Here is a 17,969-nt window from a genome sequence, read left to right as displayed (position 1 = left end):
TTAAGCGTTTGAAAACTGTTGGGCCCAGTCGTCGGCTTTGAAGCCAACGGAAATCGAACCTTCATGCTCGACCACCGGTCGTTTGATGATGGAAGGGTTTTCCAGCATGAGGTTGTGGGCAGATGAACCGTCTATGGTATCACGAACCTCGTCCGGAAGTTTGCGCCAGGTAGTGCCGCGGCGGTTAAGCAGGGTTTCCCAGCCAACGGCCTGTTCCAGTCTTTGGAGCAGGGCGTCATCCAGGCCATCTTTTTTGAAGTCGTGGAAGCTGTGTTCAATGCCTTGCTCGTCGAGCCATTTGCGAGCTTTCTTGACGGTGTCGCAGTTTTTGATGCCGTAAATCTTCATGGAGTATTTGCCTTCACAAATTCAACAATGCGCCTTGCGGCTTCCACGCACTCTTCCAGGGGCGCCACCAGGGCCATCCGAACTCGATTTTCCCCGGGGTTATGGCCATCAACGGTGCGGGACAGATAGCGGCCGGGCAGCACATGCACGTTCTGCTGGGCTGACAATTCCCGGGCGAAGGTTTCGTCGTCCATAGGTGTGACTGGCCACAGGTAAAAACCTGCATCTGGGAACTCAACGTCCATAACCTCGCGAAGGATCGGCACTACGGCCTCAAACTTGGCGCGATAGGCGGTTCGATTTTCAACTACGTGGGCCTCGTCCTGCCAGGCAGCAATGCTTGCCAGCTGGTTGTGGATGGGCATGGCGCAGCCGTGGTAGGTGCGGTATTTCAGGAACCCCTTGAGCACCGAGGCGTCGCCGGCCACGAAGCCGGATCGCAGACCTGGCAAGTTACTGCGTTTGGACAGGCTGTGGAACACGATGCAGCGGGCAAAGTCATTGCGACCAATGGCGGCGCAGGTTTGCAGGAGGCCCTCGGGCGGCTGGTTTTCATCGGGGTAAAGTTCGGAATAGCATTCGTCCGAGGCAACGATGAAGTCGTGCTTGTCGGCGAGCTCAATGACTTGTACCAGGGTCTCCCGGGGCATCACGGCACCACTGGGATTGCCGGGCGAGCACAGGAAAAGGATCTGGCAGTCTTGCCAGACCGAATCCGGTACCGAGCCAAAATCAGGAATGAAGCCGTTGGATCCGTCACAGGGCAGGTAGACAGGGGTGGCGCCAGCCAGGAAGGCGGCGCCTTCATACACCTGGTAAAACGGATTCGGGCTAACCACCGTGGCGGAATCGCTGCCTGCGACAACGGACTGTACCAGGGAGAAAATGCCCTCCCGGGTTCCGTTGACCGGAACAATGTTGTCGGCCGCGCTCAGCGAGCCGGCTTCAAGCTGGAAGCGTCGGGTTGCCCACTCAGCGATGGTGGTGCGCAACTCGTCGGTGCCCTTGGTCGTTGGGTAGTTGGCGAGCTTATCGAGATTGTCCGCGATGACCTGTTTTACGAATTCGGGCGACGGATGTTTGGGCTCGCCGATGCCCAAGGAGATGGGCCGCAGGCGTTCTGGTGTGGAAATACCTGCTTTTAGCTTGGCCAGTTTTTCGAAGGGGTAGGGATGAAGTCGGTCCAGATTTGGATTCATTGAATATCGTCCAGCATTTTACAGAGGTCTTGCTGCAATTCGTGGCATGTCGCCGGATCGCGCAGGGGTTCGCCCTGTTCGTCGGTCACAAAGAAGACGTCTTCCACTCGTTCGCCGAGGGTTGCGATCTTGGCATTGGTCAGGCGCACCCGGTGATCCAGAAGTACCTGCCCGATTCGGGCCAGCAGGCCAGGTCGGTCGGGCGTAATCACTTCCATGACCGTGCGCTGATTGATGGTGTCGTTTGAGAAGGTCACCTCGGTTGGAAACGCGAAGTGCTTCAGCTGCCGCGGTGTGCGGCGATGGATGATGTCGGGGTAATCATCAGGATCGTCCAGCTCTTCAATCAGGCGTTTGCGTACCCGATCCTTTCGCGCCGGGTCTGTGCCCAGAGGCTGGCCTTTTTCATCCAGCACAACATAGGAGCTGATGGAGTAGGGGCCTTCGCTCGAACTTATCCGCGCATCCACGATGTTGAGATTCAGTTGCTCCAGCACCGCCGTGGTGGCAGCAAACAGCGCGACCCGGTCTTTCATGTAGATGATGATCTGGGAGTAGCCATCTGTGGGGCCGCCGCGGGTATCGCGAATCAGCACCAGGGGATCCGGATTGTCGCCGTGGCGGATAATGGCGGCCGTCTGCCAGGCAATATCCACGGTCGAATCCTGCAGGAAATAGTCCTCATCGACCGTGTCCCAGATGTGATCAATCTGTTCGTCGGTCATATTCTGGGCGTGCAGGATTTCCCGGGCTTCCGATTGCGTGGCGCTGACCCATTCGTGGCGTTTAATCGGTGTTTCCGTGCCCCGGCGCAAGGCGCGCTTGGCCTCAATGTACAGCTGGCGCAATAGGGAGGCGCGCCAGGTATTCCACAGTTTCGGGTTAGTAGCGCTGATATCGCAGACGGTCAGCACGTACAGGTAGTCCAGGTGCGCCTGACTGGGCACTGCTTGGGCAAAGTTGTGGATGATGTCGGGATCAGAGATGTCCTTGCGCTGTGCCGTCATCGACATCAGCAGGTGATTCTCCACCAGCCACGACACCAGCTTGGTATCGCGCTCGCTCAGGTGATGTCGCTGGCAAAAGGCCTCAGCATCAATTGCGCCCAGCTCCGAGTGGTCGCCGCCACGGCCCTTGGCAACATCGTGATAGATGCCGGCAATGTACAGGGTTTCCAGCTTCGGTAAACGGTGGATCAGTCGTGAGGCCAGCGGGTATTCCGTGCGTGCCCCGGCGCTGTTTAGTCGCACCATGTTGCGGATCACCCGCATGGTGTGGGCGTCCACGGTATAGATGTGGAACAGGTCATGCTGCATCTGCCCGATAATCTGGCCAAATTCCGGCAGATACCGGCCCAGCACGTTGTACTTCTTCATGGCCGACAGGGTCTGGTCCAGGGCATGCGGGGTTCGCAGCAGTTCCATGAACAGCGTGGTTACTGCCAGGTCCGACCGGAAGGCGTCATCAACCAGGTGTCGGTGGGCTCGCAGGGATCGAATGGTCGTGGCCCTGATTCCCTTGATCTCCGGGTGCTGCGCCATCAGCACGAAAATTTCCATGATGGCGTAGGGGGCGTAGGCGAACACTTGATTGTTGACCGCTTCTATATAGCGGTTGCGAATCTGGAAGCGCTTGTTCAGCGGCTGGATGTCGTCAGCGGTGCCCGTACCGAGGATCGCTTCATCGTAGTACTGAAGGATAACGTCGGCGAGCTCCGCCAGTGCCAGCACCGTTCGGTAGTAGGACTGCATCATCAGCTCAACACCCAGGCGCTTGCCCTCATCGTGATAGCCGAGCATTTGTGCGAGTGCGCGCTGATGGTCGAACAGCAGTCGGTTCTCGGGCCGGTCAGCCAGCAGTTGCAGGCCGTAGCGAAGCTGCCAGAGGAAGGTCTCGCCCTGGAACAGAATCTGGTGTTCTTCTTCCGTCAGGATGCTGAATCGGGTCAGATCTGCGATGTTCTGGAGGCCAAAGTGCCGCTTGGTGATCCAGCCAATGGTCTGGATATCCCTCAATGCGCCGGGCGAGCCCTTCACATTCGGTTCCAGGTTGTATTCAGTGTCGCCGTATTTGTCGTGGCGATCCCGCTGTTCCTGCCGCTTGGCGATGAAATAATCGCGATCGGTGCTGACGCCATCGCCATAGACCTGAGTGCTCAGTTCGTCCCGTAGCTCGTCCGGACCCGCGATGGTGCGGGTTTCCAGTAGGTTGGTGAGGATGGTGACGTCATCGCGGGCAGCGGCTTTGCTTTCCTCTATGCTGCGAACGCTGTGGCCAATGTCGAGCTTCAGATCCCACAGCAGGGTGATGAAGGCGCTCAGGTCGTCCTGCCAGCTCTCTTCAATACTGGAGCGGGTCAGGATTAGCAGGTCGATGTCTGACTGAGGGTGCAGCTCGCCGCGGCCATAGCCGCCGACCGCAACCAGGGCTATGTCTGGCGAGCTGGAGAAGGGGTAGCGATTCCAGATCAGCCTGAGCACCGTGTCCACGGTGTCGGCTCGGGAATGGACCAGGGCGCGAACATCCGCGCCCTGACGAAAGGCCTCCGCGTCGGCATTATACCGCTCTCGTAACAGCTCACGGGCTGCAGACACCGGGGAGGTGTCGTTGCTGATGCGCGACTCCAGTTCGCTCAGGTCCACTTAGAAGGACTCTTCCGCTCGTTTGGTCAGAACTTCGTGGCCATCGGCGGTGACCAGAATAGTGTGTTCCCATTGAGCCGACAGCTTGTGATCCTTGGTGACCACGGTCCAGCCATCTGGCAGCAGCTTGGTTTGGTACTTGCCCTGGTTGATCATTGGCTCGATGGTGAAGGTCATGCCTTCCTGCAGTTCCATGCCTGTGCCGGGCTTACCGTAATGCATCACCTGCGGCTCTTCGTGGAACACCTTGCCAATGCCGTGGCCGCAGTAGTCACGAACCACCGAATAGCGGTGCTTTTCAGCGTGCTGCTGGATAACGTGGCCGATGTCGCCCAAGCGTGTGCCCGGCTTAACCAGTTCGATACCTTTATAGAGGCACTCTTGGGTAATGCTGATCAGTCGCTCAGTGCCGGGTTTGGGTTTGCCAACTGTCCACATCTTGCTGGTGTCGCCGTGATACTCATCCTTTATAACCGTGACATCAATATTCAGGATGTCGCCATCTTTCAGGATTTTCTTCTCTGACGGGATGCCGTGGCAGATCACATGGTTGACGGAAGTGCAGACTGATTTCGGAAACCCTTTATAGTTCAGCGGGGCCGGGATCGCCTTCTGTTCATTCACGATGTAGTCGTGGCAGATTCGATCAATCTCTTCGGTGCTGATTCCAGGCTTGATGTGTTCGCCAATTATTTCGAGCACTTCGGCGGCCAAGCGGCCGGCAACGCGCATTTTTTCGATTTCTTCCGGGGTCTTGATCGATACTTGCATCGGGCTTCCCATTGATTTGTATCAAACCGGCATTTTAAGGGCGCGAGAGGCTAGGTACAAGGAAGGGTGCTGGTAAAAATAATGGCGTTGTCTGCTTGAATTATGGTATAAACGCGCCCGCTGGAAACAAATCCGGCAAATTCACACACGTGTCGGCACGTTGTCCCAGGGTGCCTCCCTTCAGTTAGATGAAGGCGGGTTGGGGCAATCGGACGCGTGGAGGTCTAACCCGAAGCTAAATAAGGTAACTATCATGGCTCAGGTAAATATGCGTGACCTGCTGAAGGCAGGTGCTCACTTCGGTCACCAGACTCGCTACTGGAACCCGAAAATGTCGAAGTTCATCTTCGGCGCCCGTAACAAGATTCATATCATCAACCTTGAGCAGACCGTTCCTGCCATGAATGAAGCGCTGAACTTCATTCAGCAGCTGGCAGAGAACAAGAACAAGATCCTGTTCGTTGGCACCAAGCGTGCTGCGGCCAAGATCGTCAAGGAAGAAGCAGAGCGCGCTGGCCAGCCGTTCGTTAACCATCGCTGGCTCGGCGGCATGCTGACCAACTACAAGACGATCCGTCAGTCGATCCGTCGCTACCGTGATCTGGAAGCCCAGAGCAAGGACGGCACTTTCGACAAGCTGACCAAGAAAGAAGCTCTCGATCGTACCCGTGAAATGGACCGTCTCGAGCGTTCCATTGGCGGTATCAAGGACATGGGCGGCCTGCCGGACGCAATGTTCGTAATCGACGTGGATCACGAGCGTATCGCAATCAAGGAAGCCAACAAGCTGGGTATTCCTGTTATTGGTGTTGTTGATACCAACAGCGATCCGGATGGCGTTGATTACGTGATCCCAGGCAACGACGACGCGATTCGTGCGATCCAGATCTACGTGAAAGCCGTTGCTGACACCTGCATGGAAGCATCGCAGTCTGCAGGTTCAGGCGCTGACGAGTTTGTAGAAGTTAGCGAAGACGCTGAAGGCGCCGCCCCGGCCGCCGAATAAGCGTTAGCTTCACGTTGAGATGTAAAGTGCGCCCGGGCTTGCTCCGGGCGCACTTCCCACCGAATTCGTAATAGTTGAGAGGATTGAACATGGCTGCAATTACCGCTGCAATGGTCAAAGAGCTGCGCGAGCGTACTGGCCTTGGCATGATGGAGTGCAAAAAAGCACTGGTAGAAGCTGAAGGCAGTGTCGACGCGGCGATCGAAGAGCTGCGTAAGTCTTCAGGCCTGAAGGCCGCCAAGAAAGCTGGCCGTACTGCTGCTGAAGGCGTATCTCTGGTCAAGATTTCTGACGACAACACCGTCGCCTACATTCTGGAAGTAAACTCCGAGACTGACTTTGTTGCTCGTGACGACAACTTCCTGAACTTCGCCAACGACGTTCTGGCCGTCGCTTTCGAAAATGGCGAAACCGACGTTGCCAAGCTGATGGAAGGCGATCTGGAAGCCAAGCGCGAAGCGCTGGTTCAGAAGATCGGCGAAAACATCACTGTGCGTCGTCTGGTCAAGGTTGAAGGCCCGGTTGTCGGTGGCTACGTTCACAGCACCAACAAGATTGCTTGTGTGGTTGCCCTGACCGCTGGCGATTCTGAAACTGCTCGTGACATCGCAATGCACGCTGCCGCTGTTAACCCGCGTGTTGGCAAGCCGGAAGAGATGCCTGCTGAAGAGCTCGAGAAAGAGAAAGAAGTCATTAAGGCCCAGCCGGACATGGAAGGCAAGCCAGCCGAAATCGTCGAGAAGATGATGGGCGGCCGGATCAAGAAGTTCCTCAAGGAAAACAGCCTTGTTGAGCAGCCTTTCGTTAAGAACCCGGACCAGACTGTGGGTGAATTGATCAAGTCCGCCGGTGGCGAGCTGGTCGAGTTCGTTCGTCTGGAAGTGGGCGAAGGCATCGAGAAAGAAGAAGTGGACTTTGCTGCTGAAGTTGCTGCGGCAGCTGGCACCAGCAAGGCCTGATCCTTCTTTCGGCACGGGTTCAACACCACTGTGCCATCTGAGTCTGCCACGTTAGTCAGGTCTGCCTGGCTTTCGTGGCGGGCTTGTATCTGAGATACCCCTTTTTATGAGGAGTATGTCAGATACAAGCCTGCGACGCGTATTACGCCGGACCGCAGCCAACAGACGAAAAGGGGATCCTCATGCCGACATCATCCAAAACCCAGCCCAGATACAAGCGTGTTCTGCTCAAGCTCAGTGGCGAGGCCCTGATGGGAGAGCACGATTTCGGTATTGATCCCAAAGTTCTTGATCGTATGGCCCTTGAAATCGGGGCGCTGATTGGTATTGGTGTGCAGGTCGGCCTGGTGGTTGGTGGCGGCAACCTGTTCCGGGGTGCGGCATTGAACGAGGCTGGAATGGACCGGGTTACCGGTGATCACATGGGCATGCTGGCCACGGTGATGAATGGTCTGGCCATGCGCGACGCGCTGGAGCGGTCTAACATTCGGACCCGGGTAATGTCGGCGATCCCCATGAGCGGCATTGTCGAGCATTACGATCGTCGTCGCGCGGTGCGGGACCTGAAGGACGGTGACGTGGTCATCTTCTGTGCCGGTACCGGAAACCCCTTTTTCACCACCGATTCGGCGGCCTGCCTGCGTGGCATTGAAATCGAGGCGGACGCCGTGCTCAAGGCGACCAAAGTGGATGGCGTATACTCCGCAGACCCCTACTTGGACAGCAGTGCTGAGAAGTACGATCGCCTGACCTACGATGAAGTGCTGGACAAGAAGTTGGGTGTCATGGATCTGACCGCTATCTGTCTGGCCAGGGATCACGGCATTCCGCTGCGAGTATTTGATATGAACCGGGCGGGCGCCCTGACGCGCATCGTAACCGGCGAGAAAGAAGGTACACTTATCGAGTAGCCGGGCCTTGGGACTATGGGCCTGAAGCCATGGCAACACATGATTTGACGAATGAATCGAGGATGCTGAAGTGATTAACGACATCAAAGCAGAAGCCGAAAAGAAAATGCAGAAGAGCCTGGAGTCGCTCCATTCGGCTTTCAAGAAGATTCGTACTGGTCGGGCGAACCCGGCCATTCTGGACAGCGTCATGGTGAGCTACTACGGCCAGCCAACACCGCTGAAGCAGGTAGCGAGCGTTAACACCGAAGATAACCGTACGCTCACGGTTACGCCGTGGGAGAAGAACCTGGTGCCGACCATCGAGAAGGCCATCATGACCTCTGACCTGGGCCTCAACCCGGCGACCAATGGCGACGTTATCCGGGTACCCATGCCGATGCTGACCGAAGAGACCCGTAAGGAAATGGTTAAGCAGGCCAAGGCCGATGCCGAACACGGCCGGGTTTCCATTCGCAACGCCCGTCGCGATGCCAACAGCACCATCAAGGAATTGCTGAAGGAAAAGGAAATCACTGAGGATGATGAGCGTAGAGGCGAGGACGAGATCCAGAAGCTCACTGACCGCTACATCGCCGAAGTCGAAAAGGCTCTGAAATCCAAGGAAGAGGATCTGATGGCGGTCTGATCGCCAGGATCTTCTTGCACGCGAACGATGATCCGGGGGCTACTTCTCCCCCGGTCGAGCAGAGGGTTTCATGACGGGAACGGTATCCGCAGAGATTCCGATGTCGGCAGAGAGCCGGCCGCGGCACGTGGCAATTATCATGGACGGTAACAATCGGTGGGCCAAGCTGCACCGGTTGACGGGTGTCGCTGGGCACAAGGCGGGCGTGGATGCCGTCAAGGCCGTGGTGGAGACCTGCGGGCGTGAAGGCGTGGAGGTGCTCACCCTGTTCGCGTTTTCCAGTGAAAACTGGCGGCGCCCAAAAGACGAAGTGTCGGCGCTGATGAAGCTGTTCCTGTTTGCTCTTGAGCGTGAGGTTAAGAAACTGCACCGCAACAACATCCGGTTGCGGATCATTGGTGATCGCTCAGCTTTCAGTGCCGCGCTGCAGAAGCACATGGACGAGGCGGAAGAGCTGACTCGTCACAACACCCGGATGACCCTGGTCATTGCCGCCAACTACGGCGGACACTGGGACATCGCCGAGGCGAGCCGGCAGGTTGCTGCCAAGGTGCGTGCGGGTGAGCTTGAACCTTCCGATATCACAGATGACCTGATTCAGCAGCACCTTAGTATTGGTGACCTGCCGATGCCGGATCTGATGATCCGCACTGCGGGCGAGCAGCGCATCAGTAACTTCATGCTTTGGCACCTCGCTTACACGGAATTGTACTTTTCCCCTGTGTTCTGGCCTGACTTCAAGGCCGACGAGATGCGCAAGGCGCTGCAGGCGTACGCTGGTCGTCAGCGCCGTTTCGGCCAGACCGATGACCAGATAGCCGCCAAAGCCTCACAACAATAACGAAACCATAGCGACCTTCACCGTGTTAAAAACCCGAATTATTACCGCATTGATCCTGGCTCCCATCGCTATTGGTGGCATTTTCTTTTTGCCGCCTCTTGGTTTTGCCCTGTTCACCGGCGCCATCATCACGCTTGGGGCCTGGGAGTGGGCCAACCTGTCCGGGATTGAGGGGCAGGGCGGCCGTGTGGCCTACGCCGCTGTCATTGCCGCGATTCTTTATGGGCTCCTGAACGTACCGGCGGTTGCTGTACTTTGGTTGGCGCTGGCCTGGTGGTTTGTCAGTTTCCTTTTGGTTCGCAGTTATCCCGCCGGATCGGGCGGTTGGGGCAGCGTGCCGGCCCGCGCGATCATGGGTCTACTGGTGCTACTGCCGGCCTGGGTAGGTTTGAATCACCTTCGCACTGGCGTGCTGGATTTCGGTACTGTCAGCAACAGCCTGTGGGCGATCCTCTATGTATTCTGTGTGGTCTGGGTTGCCGATATCGGTGCCTTTTTTGCCGGCCGCGCTTTTGGTAAGGCCAAGCTGGCGCCGCGAGTCAGCCCGGGTAAATCCTGGGCCGGTGTCTGGGGCGGACTGGTCGCCGTTGGTGTCTTCGCTGTGCTGGTCAGTCTGATTGTATCCGCCAGTGTTCCTGAAACGGCATTCCTAGTCCTCGCTAGTCTGGCGACCGGCTTGGTGTCGGTGTTGGGTGATTTGCTGGAAAGCATGCTCAAACGGTTTCGCGGTGTTAAAGACAGCAGTCAGCTGTTGCCCGGCCATGGTGGTATCATGGATCGCATCGACAGCCTGACCGTAGCCATTCCGGTGTTTGCTTTAATCATCACTCAACTTGGCTGGCTCACCGCCGGACAGTGGTAACCATGGAAACGCGCCGCCTTACGATACTCGGAGCGACTGGTTCTATTGGTTTGAGCACGCTGGACGTGATCCGGCGCCATCCCGATCGTTTTTCAATTTATGCACTTACAGCCGGTACTCGGGCGAGCGAGCTGGCGGCGCTGTGTCGTGAGTTCCAGCCGGAGGTGGCGGTGATGGCCGATCAGGCTGCAGCGAAGCTGCTGGCCGAGCTCTTGTCTGATCTGCCGGATATCCGTGTTCTTAGCGGTACCGAGGGGCTTTGTGAGGTGGCGTCGGCCCCGGCTGCCGATACTGTCATGGCGTCTATCGTGGGTGCTGCAGGTCTGCCGCCAACATTGGCGGCCGTTCGCGCTGGTAAGCGCGTGCTGTTGGCGAACAAAGAAGCGCTGGTGATGTCCGGTAAGCTGTTCATGGACGCGGTTGCCGATTCTGGCGCCGAGCTGCTACCGATTGACTCCGAGCACAACGCGATATTCCAGTGCCTGCCCTCGGACCGGATTCGCGATCCCCAAGGCGCGGGTGTCGCCCGGATCCTGTTGACAGCGTCAGGTGGGCCATTCCGCGAGCATAGCGCGGAGGCACTTCGATCGGTTTCTCCGGCCCAGGCCTGTGCTCACCCCAACTGGTCAATGGGGCAGAAAATTTCAGTGGATTCCGCCACCCTGATGAACAAGGGGCTGGAGCTGATCGAAGCTTGCTGGCTGTTCAATACCACACCCGAGCGGGTTGAGGTACACGTCCACCCTGAGAGCATTATTCACTCCATGGTCGAGTATGTGGACGGATCGGTGTTGGCCCAGTTGGGGAGCCCGGACATGCGCACTCCTATTGCCAATGGCCTGGCCTGGCCCGAACGCATAGACGCCGGGGTTGCTCCGCTGGATCTGTTTTCCATAGGCCGGTTCCATTTTGAACGGCCAGATCTGGTACGCTTCCCATGCCTGAGGTTGGCGGCCGAGGCATTTGTTCAGGGTGGCACTGCGCCAGCGGTGCTGAATGCCGCCAATGAGGAGGCTGTTGCAGCCTTTCTGGCCGGTAACCTGTGTTTTGCCGATATCCCCGTTATCATAGAGCGGACGCTGGCGGCCACGACAGTGATGCCAGCAGACAGTTTTGAGGCGATTTTCGCTAAGGATTTTGAAGCGAGAGAGCGCGCCCGGGAACAGATTGGAATGTTAACTGTCTGAAATTTCGAACATTGTGCTTGTGCGTTTTAGCCACTAACCGGGAATGCTATGCAAATAATCGAAACCATTTTGGCGCTCGCGCTGACCCTGGGCATTCTCGTCACATTGCACGAGTACGGCCATTTCTGGGTTGCCCGCCGTTGTGGCGTCAAGGTGCTCCGATTCTCGGTGGGGTTTGGTAAGCCGTTATTTTCCTGGTATGACCGTCATGGCACCGAGTTCGCGGTTGCGGCGATTCCCCTGGGTGGCTATGTCAAGATGCTGGATGAGCGGGAAGGCCCGGTTCCTGCAGAGTTGAAAGATCAGGCCTTCACCTCCAAATCACCGTCCCAGCGCATTGCCATTGCCGCCGCTGGCCCGGTAGCCAATTTCCTATTTGCCCTGGCCGCCTACTGGTTGCTAGGTATTGTCGGGGTCACCTCGGTCGCTCCCATTGTGGGCGACGTCGCCCCGGATACGGTGGCCGAGCGGATGGGCCTGCGCGAAGGCATGGAGCTGCACGCGGTCGATGGTCATCGGGTTTCGTCCTGGCGCGATGTGAACATGCGCCTGCTGGAGCGAGCTGGTGAGCGTGGCGAGATTGCCATCGAGGTCACCGACAACGGCGCGCGAGGAACCGTTGCAGGTGAGTTGGGTGGTTGGCGCCTGAGCGAGCAATCCCCGAACCCCTTGGCCGAATTCGGGATTACGCCCTGGCGACCTGACATTCCCCCGGTACTCGGACAGATCTCAGAGGGCGGCCGTGCCCAGCAGGCAGGCTTGCAAACTGGCGATCAGGTGTTGGCCGTAGATGGTGAGCCGGTGACGAACTGGTTTGCTCTGGTGGACTTTATTCAGAAAGCGCCGGAACAAACCCTGGCCCTGACCATTCTGCGCGACGGTGCCGAACGCGCGATTCAGGTAACACCGAAAGCAAAAACCGTTGACGGTAGTGAGACCATCGGGTTTGTCGGGGCCGGTGTTCAGCCCGTGTCCTGGCCCGAAGAGGCTTTGCGGGAAGTCAGTTATGGCCCGTTGGCTGCGATCCCCCACGCCGTAAACGAGACCTGGTCAGACACACGGCTGACCCTTGTCGCCATCAAGAAAATGGTGACCGGGTTGCTGTCCCCGACCAATCTGAGTGGGCCGATCACTATTGCCCGGGTTGCCGAAGCCAGCGTGAGCTCGGGCTTTGAAGATTTTGTCAGGTTTCTGGCCTATCTCAGCATCAGTCTTGGCGTTCTTAATTTGTTGCCAGTGCCCATTCTCGATGGTGGGCATATCGTTTATTACACCATCGAAGCCATCCGGGGCCGGCCGCTTTCTGATCAGGTCCAGGCACTCGGGTTACGAATTGGTATGGCATTGATTCTTACATTAATGGTGTTTGCTCTTTACAACGACCTGATGCGGTTGTGAGAATTGCGAGCTCTTTACGCGCATTAACCAGGCGAAATATTTGAATGAGACGTTCTCTTCTAGGTGTAGCCATTGGCCTCGCTGTAGCCGCGACTGGCATAAATACAGCCACGGCAGACGAATTTACGGTTGCGGATATTGAGGTTGAGGGCCTGCAAAGGGTATCTGCCGGTACGGTATTTTCATCCTTCCCAGTCAACATTGGTGAGCAGGTCGACCCGTCCGAGCTGGCCGATGCCATCAAGTCCCTGTTCCGGACCGGTCTCTTTACTGATATTGAAGCCAGCCGCGATGCCGGCGTTCTGATCCTGACTGTTCGGGAGCGTCCCTCCATCAGTTCCATTGAGATTGAGGGCAACAAGAACATCGAGACTGAAATGCTGATGGACGCGCTTTCGGGCGCCGGATTGCAGGAAGGTCAGGTGTTCCGCCGAGCGACACTGGAGCGGCTGGAGCTGGAAATCCTCCGTTCCTACATCGCCCAGGGTCGCTACAACGCCCGCGTCAAGGCGACCGCGGAAGACCAACCGCGAAACCGTGTTGCTATTCGCCTGGAGATCAATGAGGGTACGGTAGCTGCCATCCACCACATCAACATTGTGGGTAACGAGGACTTTAAGGACGAAGAGCTGCTCGGGCTGTTCGAACTCAAGACCAGCTCCTGGTGGAATTCCCTCACTAACTCGGATAAATACGCCCGTGAACGTCTGAGTGGTGATCTGGAGTCGCTGCGGTCGTTCTATCTGGATCGTGGCTACCTGGATTTCAACGTGGAATCGAGCCAGGTTTCCATCTCTCCGGACAAGCAGCAGGTATTCATTGCCATCGCGCTCAATGAAGGGCCTCAGTACACCATCTCGGAAATCAATCTGCGCGGCGATCTGATCGTCGGCGAAGAGGAATTGCGTAAGCTGATTCCGGTGGAAGAGGGCGATGTCTTCTCCCGTGCCCGGATGACCGCGATCTCCGAGGCGCTGGCTTTCCGGCTGGGGCGTGAGGGTTACGCCTTCGCCAACGTCAACGCTGTGCCCGAGCCGGGCGAAGACAATACCGCTGCGGTTACCTTCTTTGTTGAGCCCGGCAAGCGTGCTTACGTTCGCCGGGTGAAGTTCGATGGCAACGTCTCCACTCGGGACGATGTCCTGCGCCAGGAAATGACGCAGATGGAAGGTGGCATTGCTTCCTCCGATCGAATTGAATTTTCCAAGACCAAGCTCGAACGTTTGGGCTTTTTCAAAACGGTGGAAGTTGAAACTGTTCCGGTTCCCGGCACCGACGATTTGGTGGATGTGAACTACAGTGTCGAAGAACAGCCCACGGGCAGCCTATCTGCGTCCGTTGGTTTCTCCCAGGATTCCGGGGTTATCCTCGGCGCCAACGTGTCAGAGAACAACTTCTTCGGTACCGGTAAACGGGTGTCGTTCGGCGTCAACGTGAGTGACTCGGTCAAGAGCGCCAACGTTTCCTACCTGGATCCGTATTACACGGTGGATGGCGTCAGCCGCGGCTTCAGTCTGTTCGCCCGCGAGACCGACTACGAAGACGAAGACATCTCCTCGTACTTGCTGGATGAATACGGTGGCCGTGTTACCTTCGGTTATCCTACGGACAGCATTACCCGTCTGAACTTTGGATTGGGCTACACCCAGTCCAACATCAAGGCCGGTACCTTCACATCCCAGGAGGTGAATGATTTCATCGAGGAGGAGGGCGACTCCTTTAATAACTACTTCCTGTTCGGTAGCTGGCGCCGAAGCACCCTGAACCGGGGTGTTCTGCCGACCGATGGCTACAGCCATTCGGTGTCACTCGATGTGGCGGTACCGGGCAGTGACCTGACGTTCTACAAGGTCAGTCATAAGACTGATTTTTATCAGCCGATCACCGATTCCGGTAACTGGATTTTCCGGGCCCGGTCAGACATCGGCTACGGCGATGGCTACGGCGATCGCACCCAGATGCCGTTCTACGAGCACTTCTACGCTGGCGGTTATGGTTCTGTCCGGGGTTACGAGGCGAACTCCCTGGGACCGCGGGCCACCAACAGTCCCAACGACTTGTCTGACCCAGATCCGTTCGGTGGTAATGTGCTGACCGAGGGTAGCCTTGAATTAATTTTCCCGACACCTTTTGCCGGTGACAGTCGCTCGATGCGGACAGCGTTCTTCGTGGATGCGGGCCAGGTGTTTGATACCGACCGTGATTTCGAGCCCGAGCTTGAAGAAGTGCGGCTGTCCGCGGGTGTCGGTTTCCAGTGGATTACCGCCGTCGGCCCGCTGGCTTTCAGTCTTGCGAAGCCACTGAATGATAAAGATGGCGATGAAACTCAGGTCTTCCAGTTCTCGCTGGGTCAGACCTTCTGACGAATGAACAGCATAAAAACAACGGATTAAACGTAGGAGAAACCCAATGTTCCGAATTTTCATGATGATTGCAGCGGCCCTGATGGTGCTATCGTTTCCGGCGATGGCCGAGACCCGCATCGGCGTCGTTGACCTGCGCCAAGCACTGTTCTCGTCCAACGATGCGAAGAGTTTCAGTGAGTCACTGCAGAAGGACTTTGCCGCTGACGAAGCCAAAGTACGTGAAGTGCAGGAAGAAGCTCGTAAGCTCAAAGAGCGTCTGGAAAAAGATGGCGCGATGATGAACGAAAGCGAGCGCAGCAAGCTGACTGGCGAATTTCAGGAAAAGGTAAAGGAATTCAACTTCCTGAAGCAGCGTCTTGATAGTGCCGTCGCACAGCGTAAGCAAGCGTTCCTTGAGCAAGCCCGCCCGGAAGTCGATCTCGCTGTGGAAGAGTTACTTGAAGAGAACGATCTCGACATTATCCTGCCCAGCGAAGCGGTGGTTTATGTGAAGCCGGAGATGAATCTGACCCCGCAGCTACTTGAGAAGCTGAACCGTTAAGTACCAGGCGGGTGTCCCCGGACTGTTTTTAGGGAGCGAGTGATGACAAAGAAGTCCTTCCGGCTCGGCGAAATCGCCACGGCGTTGGGCGCCGAACTCAAGGGGAATCCAGACCTTGAGGTGACCGGTCTCGCCACATTGCAGGCAGCGACACCGGGTCAGATCAGTTTTCTGGCGAATCCGTCCTATGCCAAGTACCTGGCGAATACCCAGGCGTCGGCTGTGATCATGTCTCCGGCAGCAGTCGGCGACTCTGAAATCAATGTGCTGTTACTCGATAATCCCTATCTGGGCTACGCGCGTCTGAGCCACTGGTTTGATCCAGAGCCCGTTGCCCAGCCAGGCATTCACCCGTCGGCCGTGGTGGACCCGGATGCCCACGTGGCGGACACCGCTTCGATTGGCCCCAACGTGGTGATCGAGGCCGGCGTCGTTGTTGGCGAGCAGGTTGTGATCGGCGCTGGCTCGGTCATTGGTGCGCGAGCTCAAATTGGTGCCGCCACAGTGATCCGACCGCGCGTGACTCTGGCTCACGATGTGGTTCTGGGGCAACGTTGTCACATCTTGAGTGGCGCTGTAATCGGATCGGATGGGTTTGGATTTGCCAATGAGAAAGGTGTCTGGCAACGGATTGCCCAGCTAGGCCGAGTGGTGTTGGGCGATGATGTGGAAGTGGGTGCAAACACCACCATCGACCGAGGCGCGCTTGACGATACTCTGATCGGAGACGGCGTGAAGCTCGACAACCTGATTCAGATTGCGCACAACGTGCAAATTGGTGATCACAGTGCCATGGCTGCCATGGTCGGTATCGCGGGCAGTACGCGCATTGGTCGTCACTGCGTGTTTGGCGGCGCCTCTGGCGTTGCTGGCCATCTGGAAATCGCGGACCAGGTGCATCTGACCGGGATGACCCTGGTGACTGGCGATATCCGGGAAGCTGGCGTGTATTCTTCGGGCACCAGTGCCGATACCAACCGGCAGTGGCGCAAGAATGCCGTTCGATTTCGGCAGCTGGACGATCTGGCGCGACGAATTAGAGACCTGGAAAAGAAATCAAAAGGCTGAGGCCAAGCAAGATGATGGGAATAGACGAAATTCTGGAATACCTGCCGCATCGCTATCCGTTCCTGCTAGTGGACCGGGTTACCGAAGTGGAGAAAGGGAAATCGATTAAGGGTTATAAGAACGTCTCAGTCAACGAGCCATTCTTTCAGGGCCACTTCCCCAATAATCCAATCATGCCGGGTGTGCTGATCATCGAGGCCATGGCGCAGCTTTCCGGCATTCTCGGATTTGTGACCGTGGGGCGGAAACCCGCAGACGGCGTGGTACAATATTTAGCTGGATCCAGTAAGGCACGCTTCAAGCGTCCTGTGTTGCCGGGAGACCAACTCTGCATGGAGTCAGAGCTGATTTCCGGCAAGCGTGGCATCTACAAATTCGAATGTCGGGCATTGGTCGACGGTGACGTCGTGTGCGTGGCAGAGATTCTGACCGCTGAGAGAGAAGTTTGATGGCGACAAGTGACTGGTCGGGTATTCATCCTCAAGCGATTGTAGACCCATCAGCCAAACTCGCGGACAACGTGACCGTTGGCCCGTGGAGCTACATTGGGCCCGGCGTTGAGATCGGAGAAGGCACCGAGATTCTGTCCCACGTGGTTGTGAAGGGGCCGACAGTGATCGGTCGCAACAACCGGATTTTCCAGTTCTCCAGTATTGGAGAGGAATGCCAGGATAAGAAGTACGCGGGTGAACCGACGACGCTGACGATTGGTGATAACAACGTAATTCGCGAGAATTGCACAATCCACCGGGGCACGATCCAGGATCGTGGTGAAACCCGGATCGGCAGCGGTAACCTTCTGATGGCCTACGTGCACGTTGCCCACGATTGTGTGGTGGGTGATAACGCTATTCTGGCCAACTGCGCGACCCTGGCGGGTCACGTTAACGTGGGTGATTTCGCCATTCTGGGCGGTGGCACCATGGTGCACCAGTTCTGTCAGATTGGCCCTCACAGTATGGCGGCCGGCGGCAGCATTGTGCTCAAGGATATTCCTGCTTACGTGATGGCCAGTGGCCAGTCCGCCGAGCCCCATGGCATGAACGTGGAAGGTTTGAAGCGCCGTGGGTTCAGCAAGGAAGTCCTGCTGACGCTACGTCGCGCTTACAAGGTGATCTATCGCCAAGGGCTCACGACCGAGCAGGCGGTGGAAGAGTTGACCAACGCCTATTCGGACATTCCTGAGATACGCCCCCTCATTGACTCCCTTCGTGGAGCGCATCGCGGCATCATCCGCTAATC

General features: G+C 57.0%; 17 protein-coding genes. 13 read left to right on the top strand and 4 right to left on the bottom strand.

All coding sequences use genetic code 11. From position 1 onward, the window contains the following. Genes FGO67_RS15830 through map form a run of 4 tightly spaced genes read right to left on the bottom strand, consistent with a single transcriptional unit; the run spans position 1 to position 4,960 of the window. Entirely contained in the window at positions 1–348 is a 348-nt protein-coding gene (locus tag FGO67_RS15830; protein WP_203301651.1) for an ArsC family reductase, read from the bottom strand. After that, a complete protein-coding gene (gene dapC, locus FGO67_RS15825; protein WP_203301650.1) occupies positions 345–1,547 on the bottom strand; it encodes a succinyldiaminopimelate transaminase in 1,203 nt (400 codons plus the stop codon). Before dapC ends, FGO67_RS15830 begins: the two co-directional genes overlap by 4 nt. After that, entirely contained in the window at positions 1,544–4,189 is a 2,646-nt protein-coding gene (locus FGO67_RS15820; protein WP_203301649.1) for a [protein-PII] uridylyltransferase, read from the bottom strand. The genes dapC and FGO67_RS15820 overlap by 4 nt, the downstream gene beginning before the upstream one ends. Then, positions 4,190–4,960 carry a type I methionyl aminopeptidase gene (gene map / locus FGO67_RS15815; RefSeq protein ID WP_203301648.1) on the bottom strand — a complete coding sequence of 257 codons (771 nt, stop codon included), beginning with the start codon at positions 4,958–4,960 and terminating at the stop codon, positions 4,190–4,192. A 253-nt stretch (positions 4,961–5,213) separates the two neighbouring features. Here map and rpsB point away from each other — a divergent pair, with 253 nt between their 5' ends. The 13 genes from rpsB to lpxA all read left to right on the top strand — a co-directional run bounded on the left by rpsB (position 5,214) and on the right by lpxA (position 17,967). Continuing rightward, positions 5,214–5,966, top strand: coding sequence for a 30S ribosomal protein S2 (rpsB, locus tag FGO67_RS15810; RefSeq protein WP_041342506.1), 753 nt, complete (start codon positions 5,214–5,216; stop codon positions 5,964–5,966). Between the two features lie 89 nt (positions 5,967–6,055). Continuing rightward, positions 6,056–6,925 (top strand): translation elongation factor Ts, encoded by an 870-nt coding sequence (gene tsf, locus FGO67_RS15805; RefSeq protein WP_203301647.1) that lies wholly within the window; start codon positions 6,056–6,058, stop codon positions 6,923–6,925. A gap of 182 nt (positions 6,926–7,107) precedes the next feature. After that, positions 7,108–7,836: a UMP kinase gene (pyrH, locus tag FGO67_RS15800; RefSeq protein WP_041342512.1), complete on the top strand. Its 729-nt coding sequence runs from the start codon at positions 7,108–7,110 to the stop codon at positions 7,834–7,836. Between the two features lie 70 nt (positions 7,837–7,906). Then, positions 7,907–8,464 carry a ribosome recycling factor gene (gene frr / locus FGO67_RS15795; protein ID WP_203301646.1) on the top strand — a complete coding sequence of 186 codons (558 nt, stop codon included), beginning with the start codon at positions 7,907–7,909 and terminating at the stop codon, positions 8,462–8,464. Between the two features lie 70 nt (positions 8,465–8,534). Then, positions 8,535–9,305, top strand: a complete 771-nt coding sequence (uppS, locus tag FGO67_RS15790; RefSeq protein WP_203301645.1) for a polyprenyl diphosphate synthase — start codon at positions 8,535–8,537, stop codon at positions 9,303–9,305. Positions 9,306–9,327: 22 nt separating this feature from the next. Further along, positions 9,328–10,167, top strand: a complete 840-nt coding sequence (locus tag FGO67_RS15785; RefSeq protein WP_203301644.1) for a phosphatidate cytidylyltransferase — start codon at positions 9,328–9,330, stop codon at positions 10,165–10,167. Positions 10,168–10,169: 2 nt separating this feature from the next. Then, positions 10,170–11,354, top strand: coding sequence for a 1-deoxy-D-xylulose-5-phosphate reductoisomerase (ispC, locus tag FGO67_RS15780; protein ID WP_203301643.1), 1,185 nt, complete (start codon positions 10,170–10,172; stop codon positions 11,352–11,354). A 48-nt stretch (positions 11,355–11,402) separates the two neighbouring features. Further along, positions 11,403–12,752 carry an RIP metalloprotease RseP gene (gene rseP, locus FGO67_RS15775; RefSeq protein WP_203301642.1) on the top strand — a complete coding sequence of 450 codons (1,350 nt, stop codon included), beginning with the start codon at positions 11,403–11,405 and terminating at the stop codon, positions 12,750–12,752. A 44-nt stretch (positions 12,753–12,796) separates the two neighbouring features. Continuing rightward, positions 12,797–15,115: an outer membrane protein assembly factor BamA gene (gene bamA / locus FGO67_RS15770; protein ID WP_203301641.1), complete on the top strand. Its 2,319-nt coding sequence runs from the start codon at positions 12,797–12,799 to the stop codon at positions 15,113–15,115. Between the two features lie 46 nt (positions 15,116–15,161). Beyond that, a complete protein-coding gene (locus tag FGO67_RS15765) occupies positions 15,162–15,659 on the top strand; it encodes an OmpH/Skp family outer membrane protein (RefSeq protein ID WP_041342527.1) in 498 nt (165 codons plus the stop codon). A 42-nt stretch (positions 15,660–15,701) separates the two neighbouring features. Continuing rightward, the gene (gene lpxD / locus FGO67_RS15760; protein ID WP_203301640.1) at positions 15,702–16,727 is read left to right on the top strand and encodes a UDP-3-O-(3-hydroxymyristoyl)glucosamine N-acyltransferase; all 1,026 of its coding nucleotides are present in this window, start codon (positions 15,702–15,704) and stop codon (positions 16,725–16,727) included. An 11-nt stretch (positions 16,728–16,738) separates the two neighbouring features. After that, positions 16,739–17,176, top strand: coding sequence for a 3-hydroxyacyl-ACP dehydratase FabZ (gene fabZ, locus FGO67_RS15755; RefSeq protein WP_041342533.1), 438 nt, complete (start codon positions 16,739–16,741; stop codon positions 17,174–17,176). Next, positions 17,176–17,967, top strand: a complete 792-nt coding sequence (gene lpxA, locus FGO67_RS15750) for an acyl-ACP--UDP-N-acetylglucosamine O-acyltransferase (protein WP_203301639.1) — start codon at positions 17,176–17,178, stop codon at positions 17,965–17,967. The genes fabZ and lpxA overlap by 1 nt, the downstream gene beginning before the upstream one ends. Positions 17,968–17,969: the final 2 nt, after the last annotated feature.

This window comes from Marinobacter sediminum, from assembly GCF_016820575.1.
GTDB classification, from domain to species: domain Bacteria; phylum Pseudomonadota; class Gammaproteobacteria; order Pseudomonadales; family Oleiphilaceae; genus Marinobacter; species Marinobacter sediminum.
The sequence above is the reverse complement of the archived record's forward strand: the minus strand, read 5'-3'. Positions and strand labels throughout refer to the sequence as shown.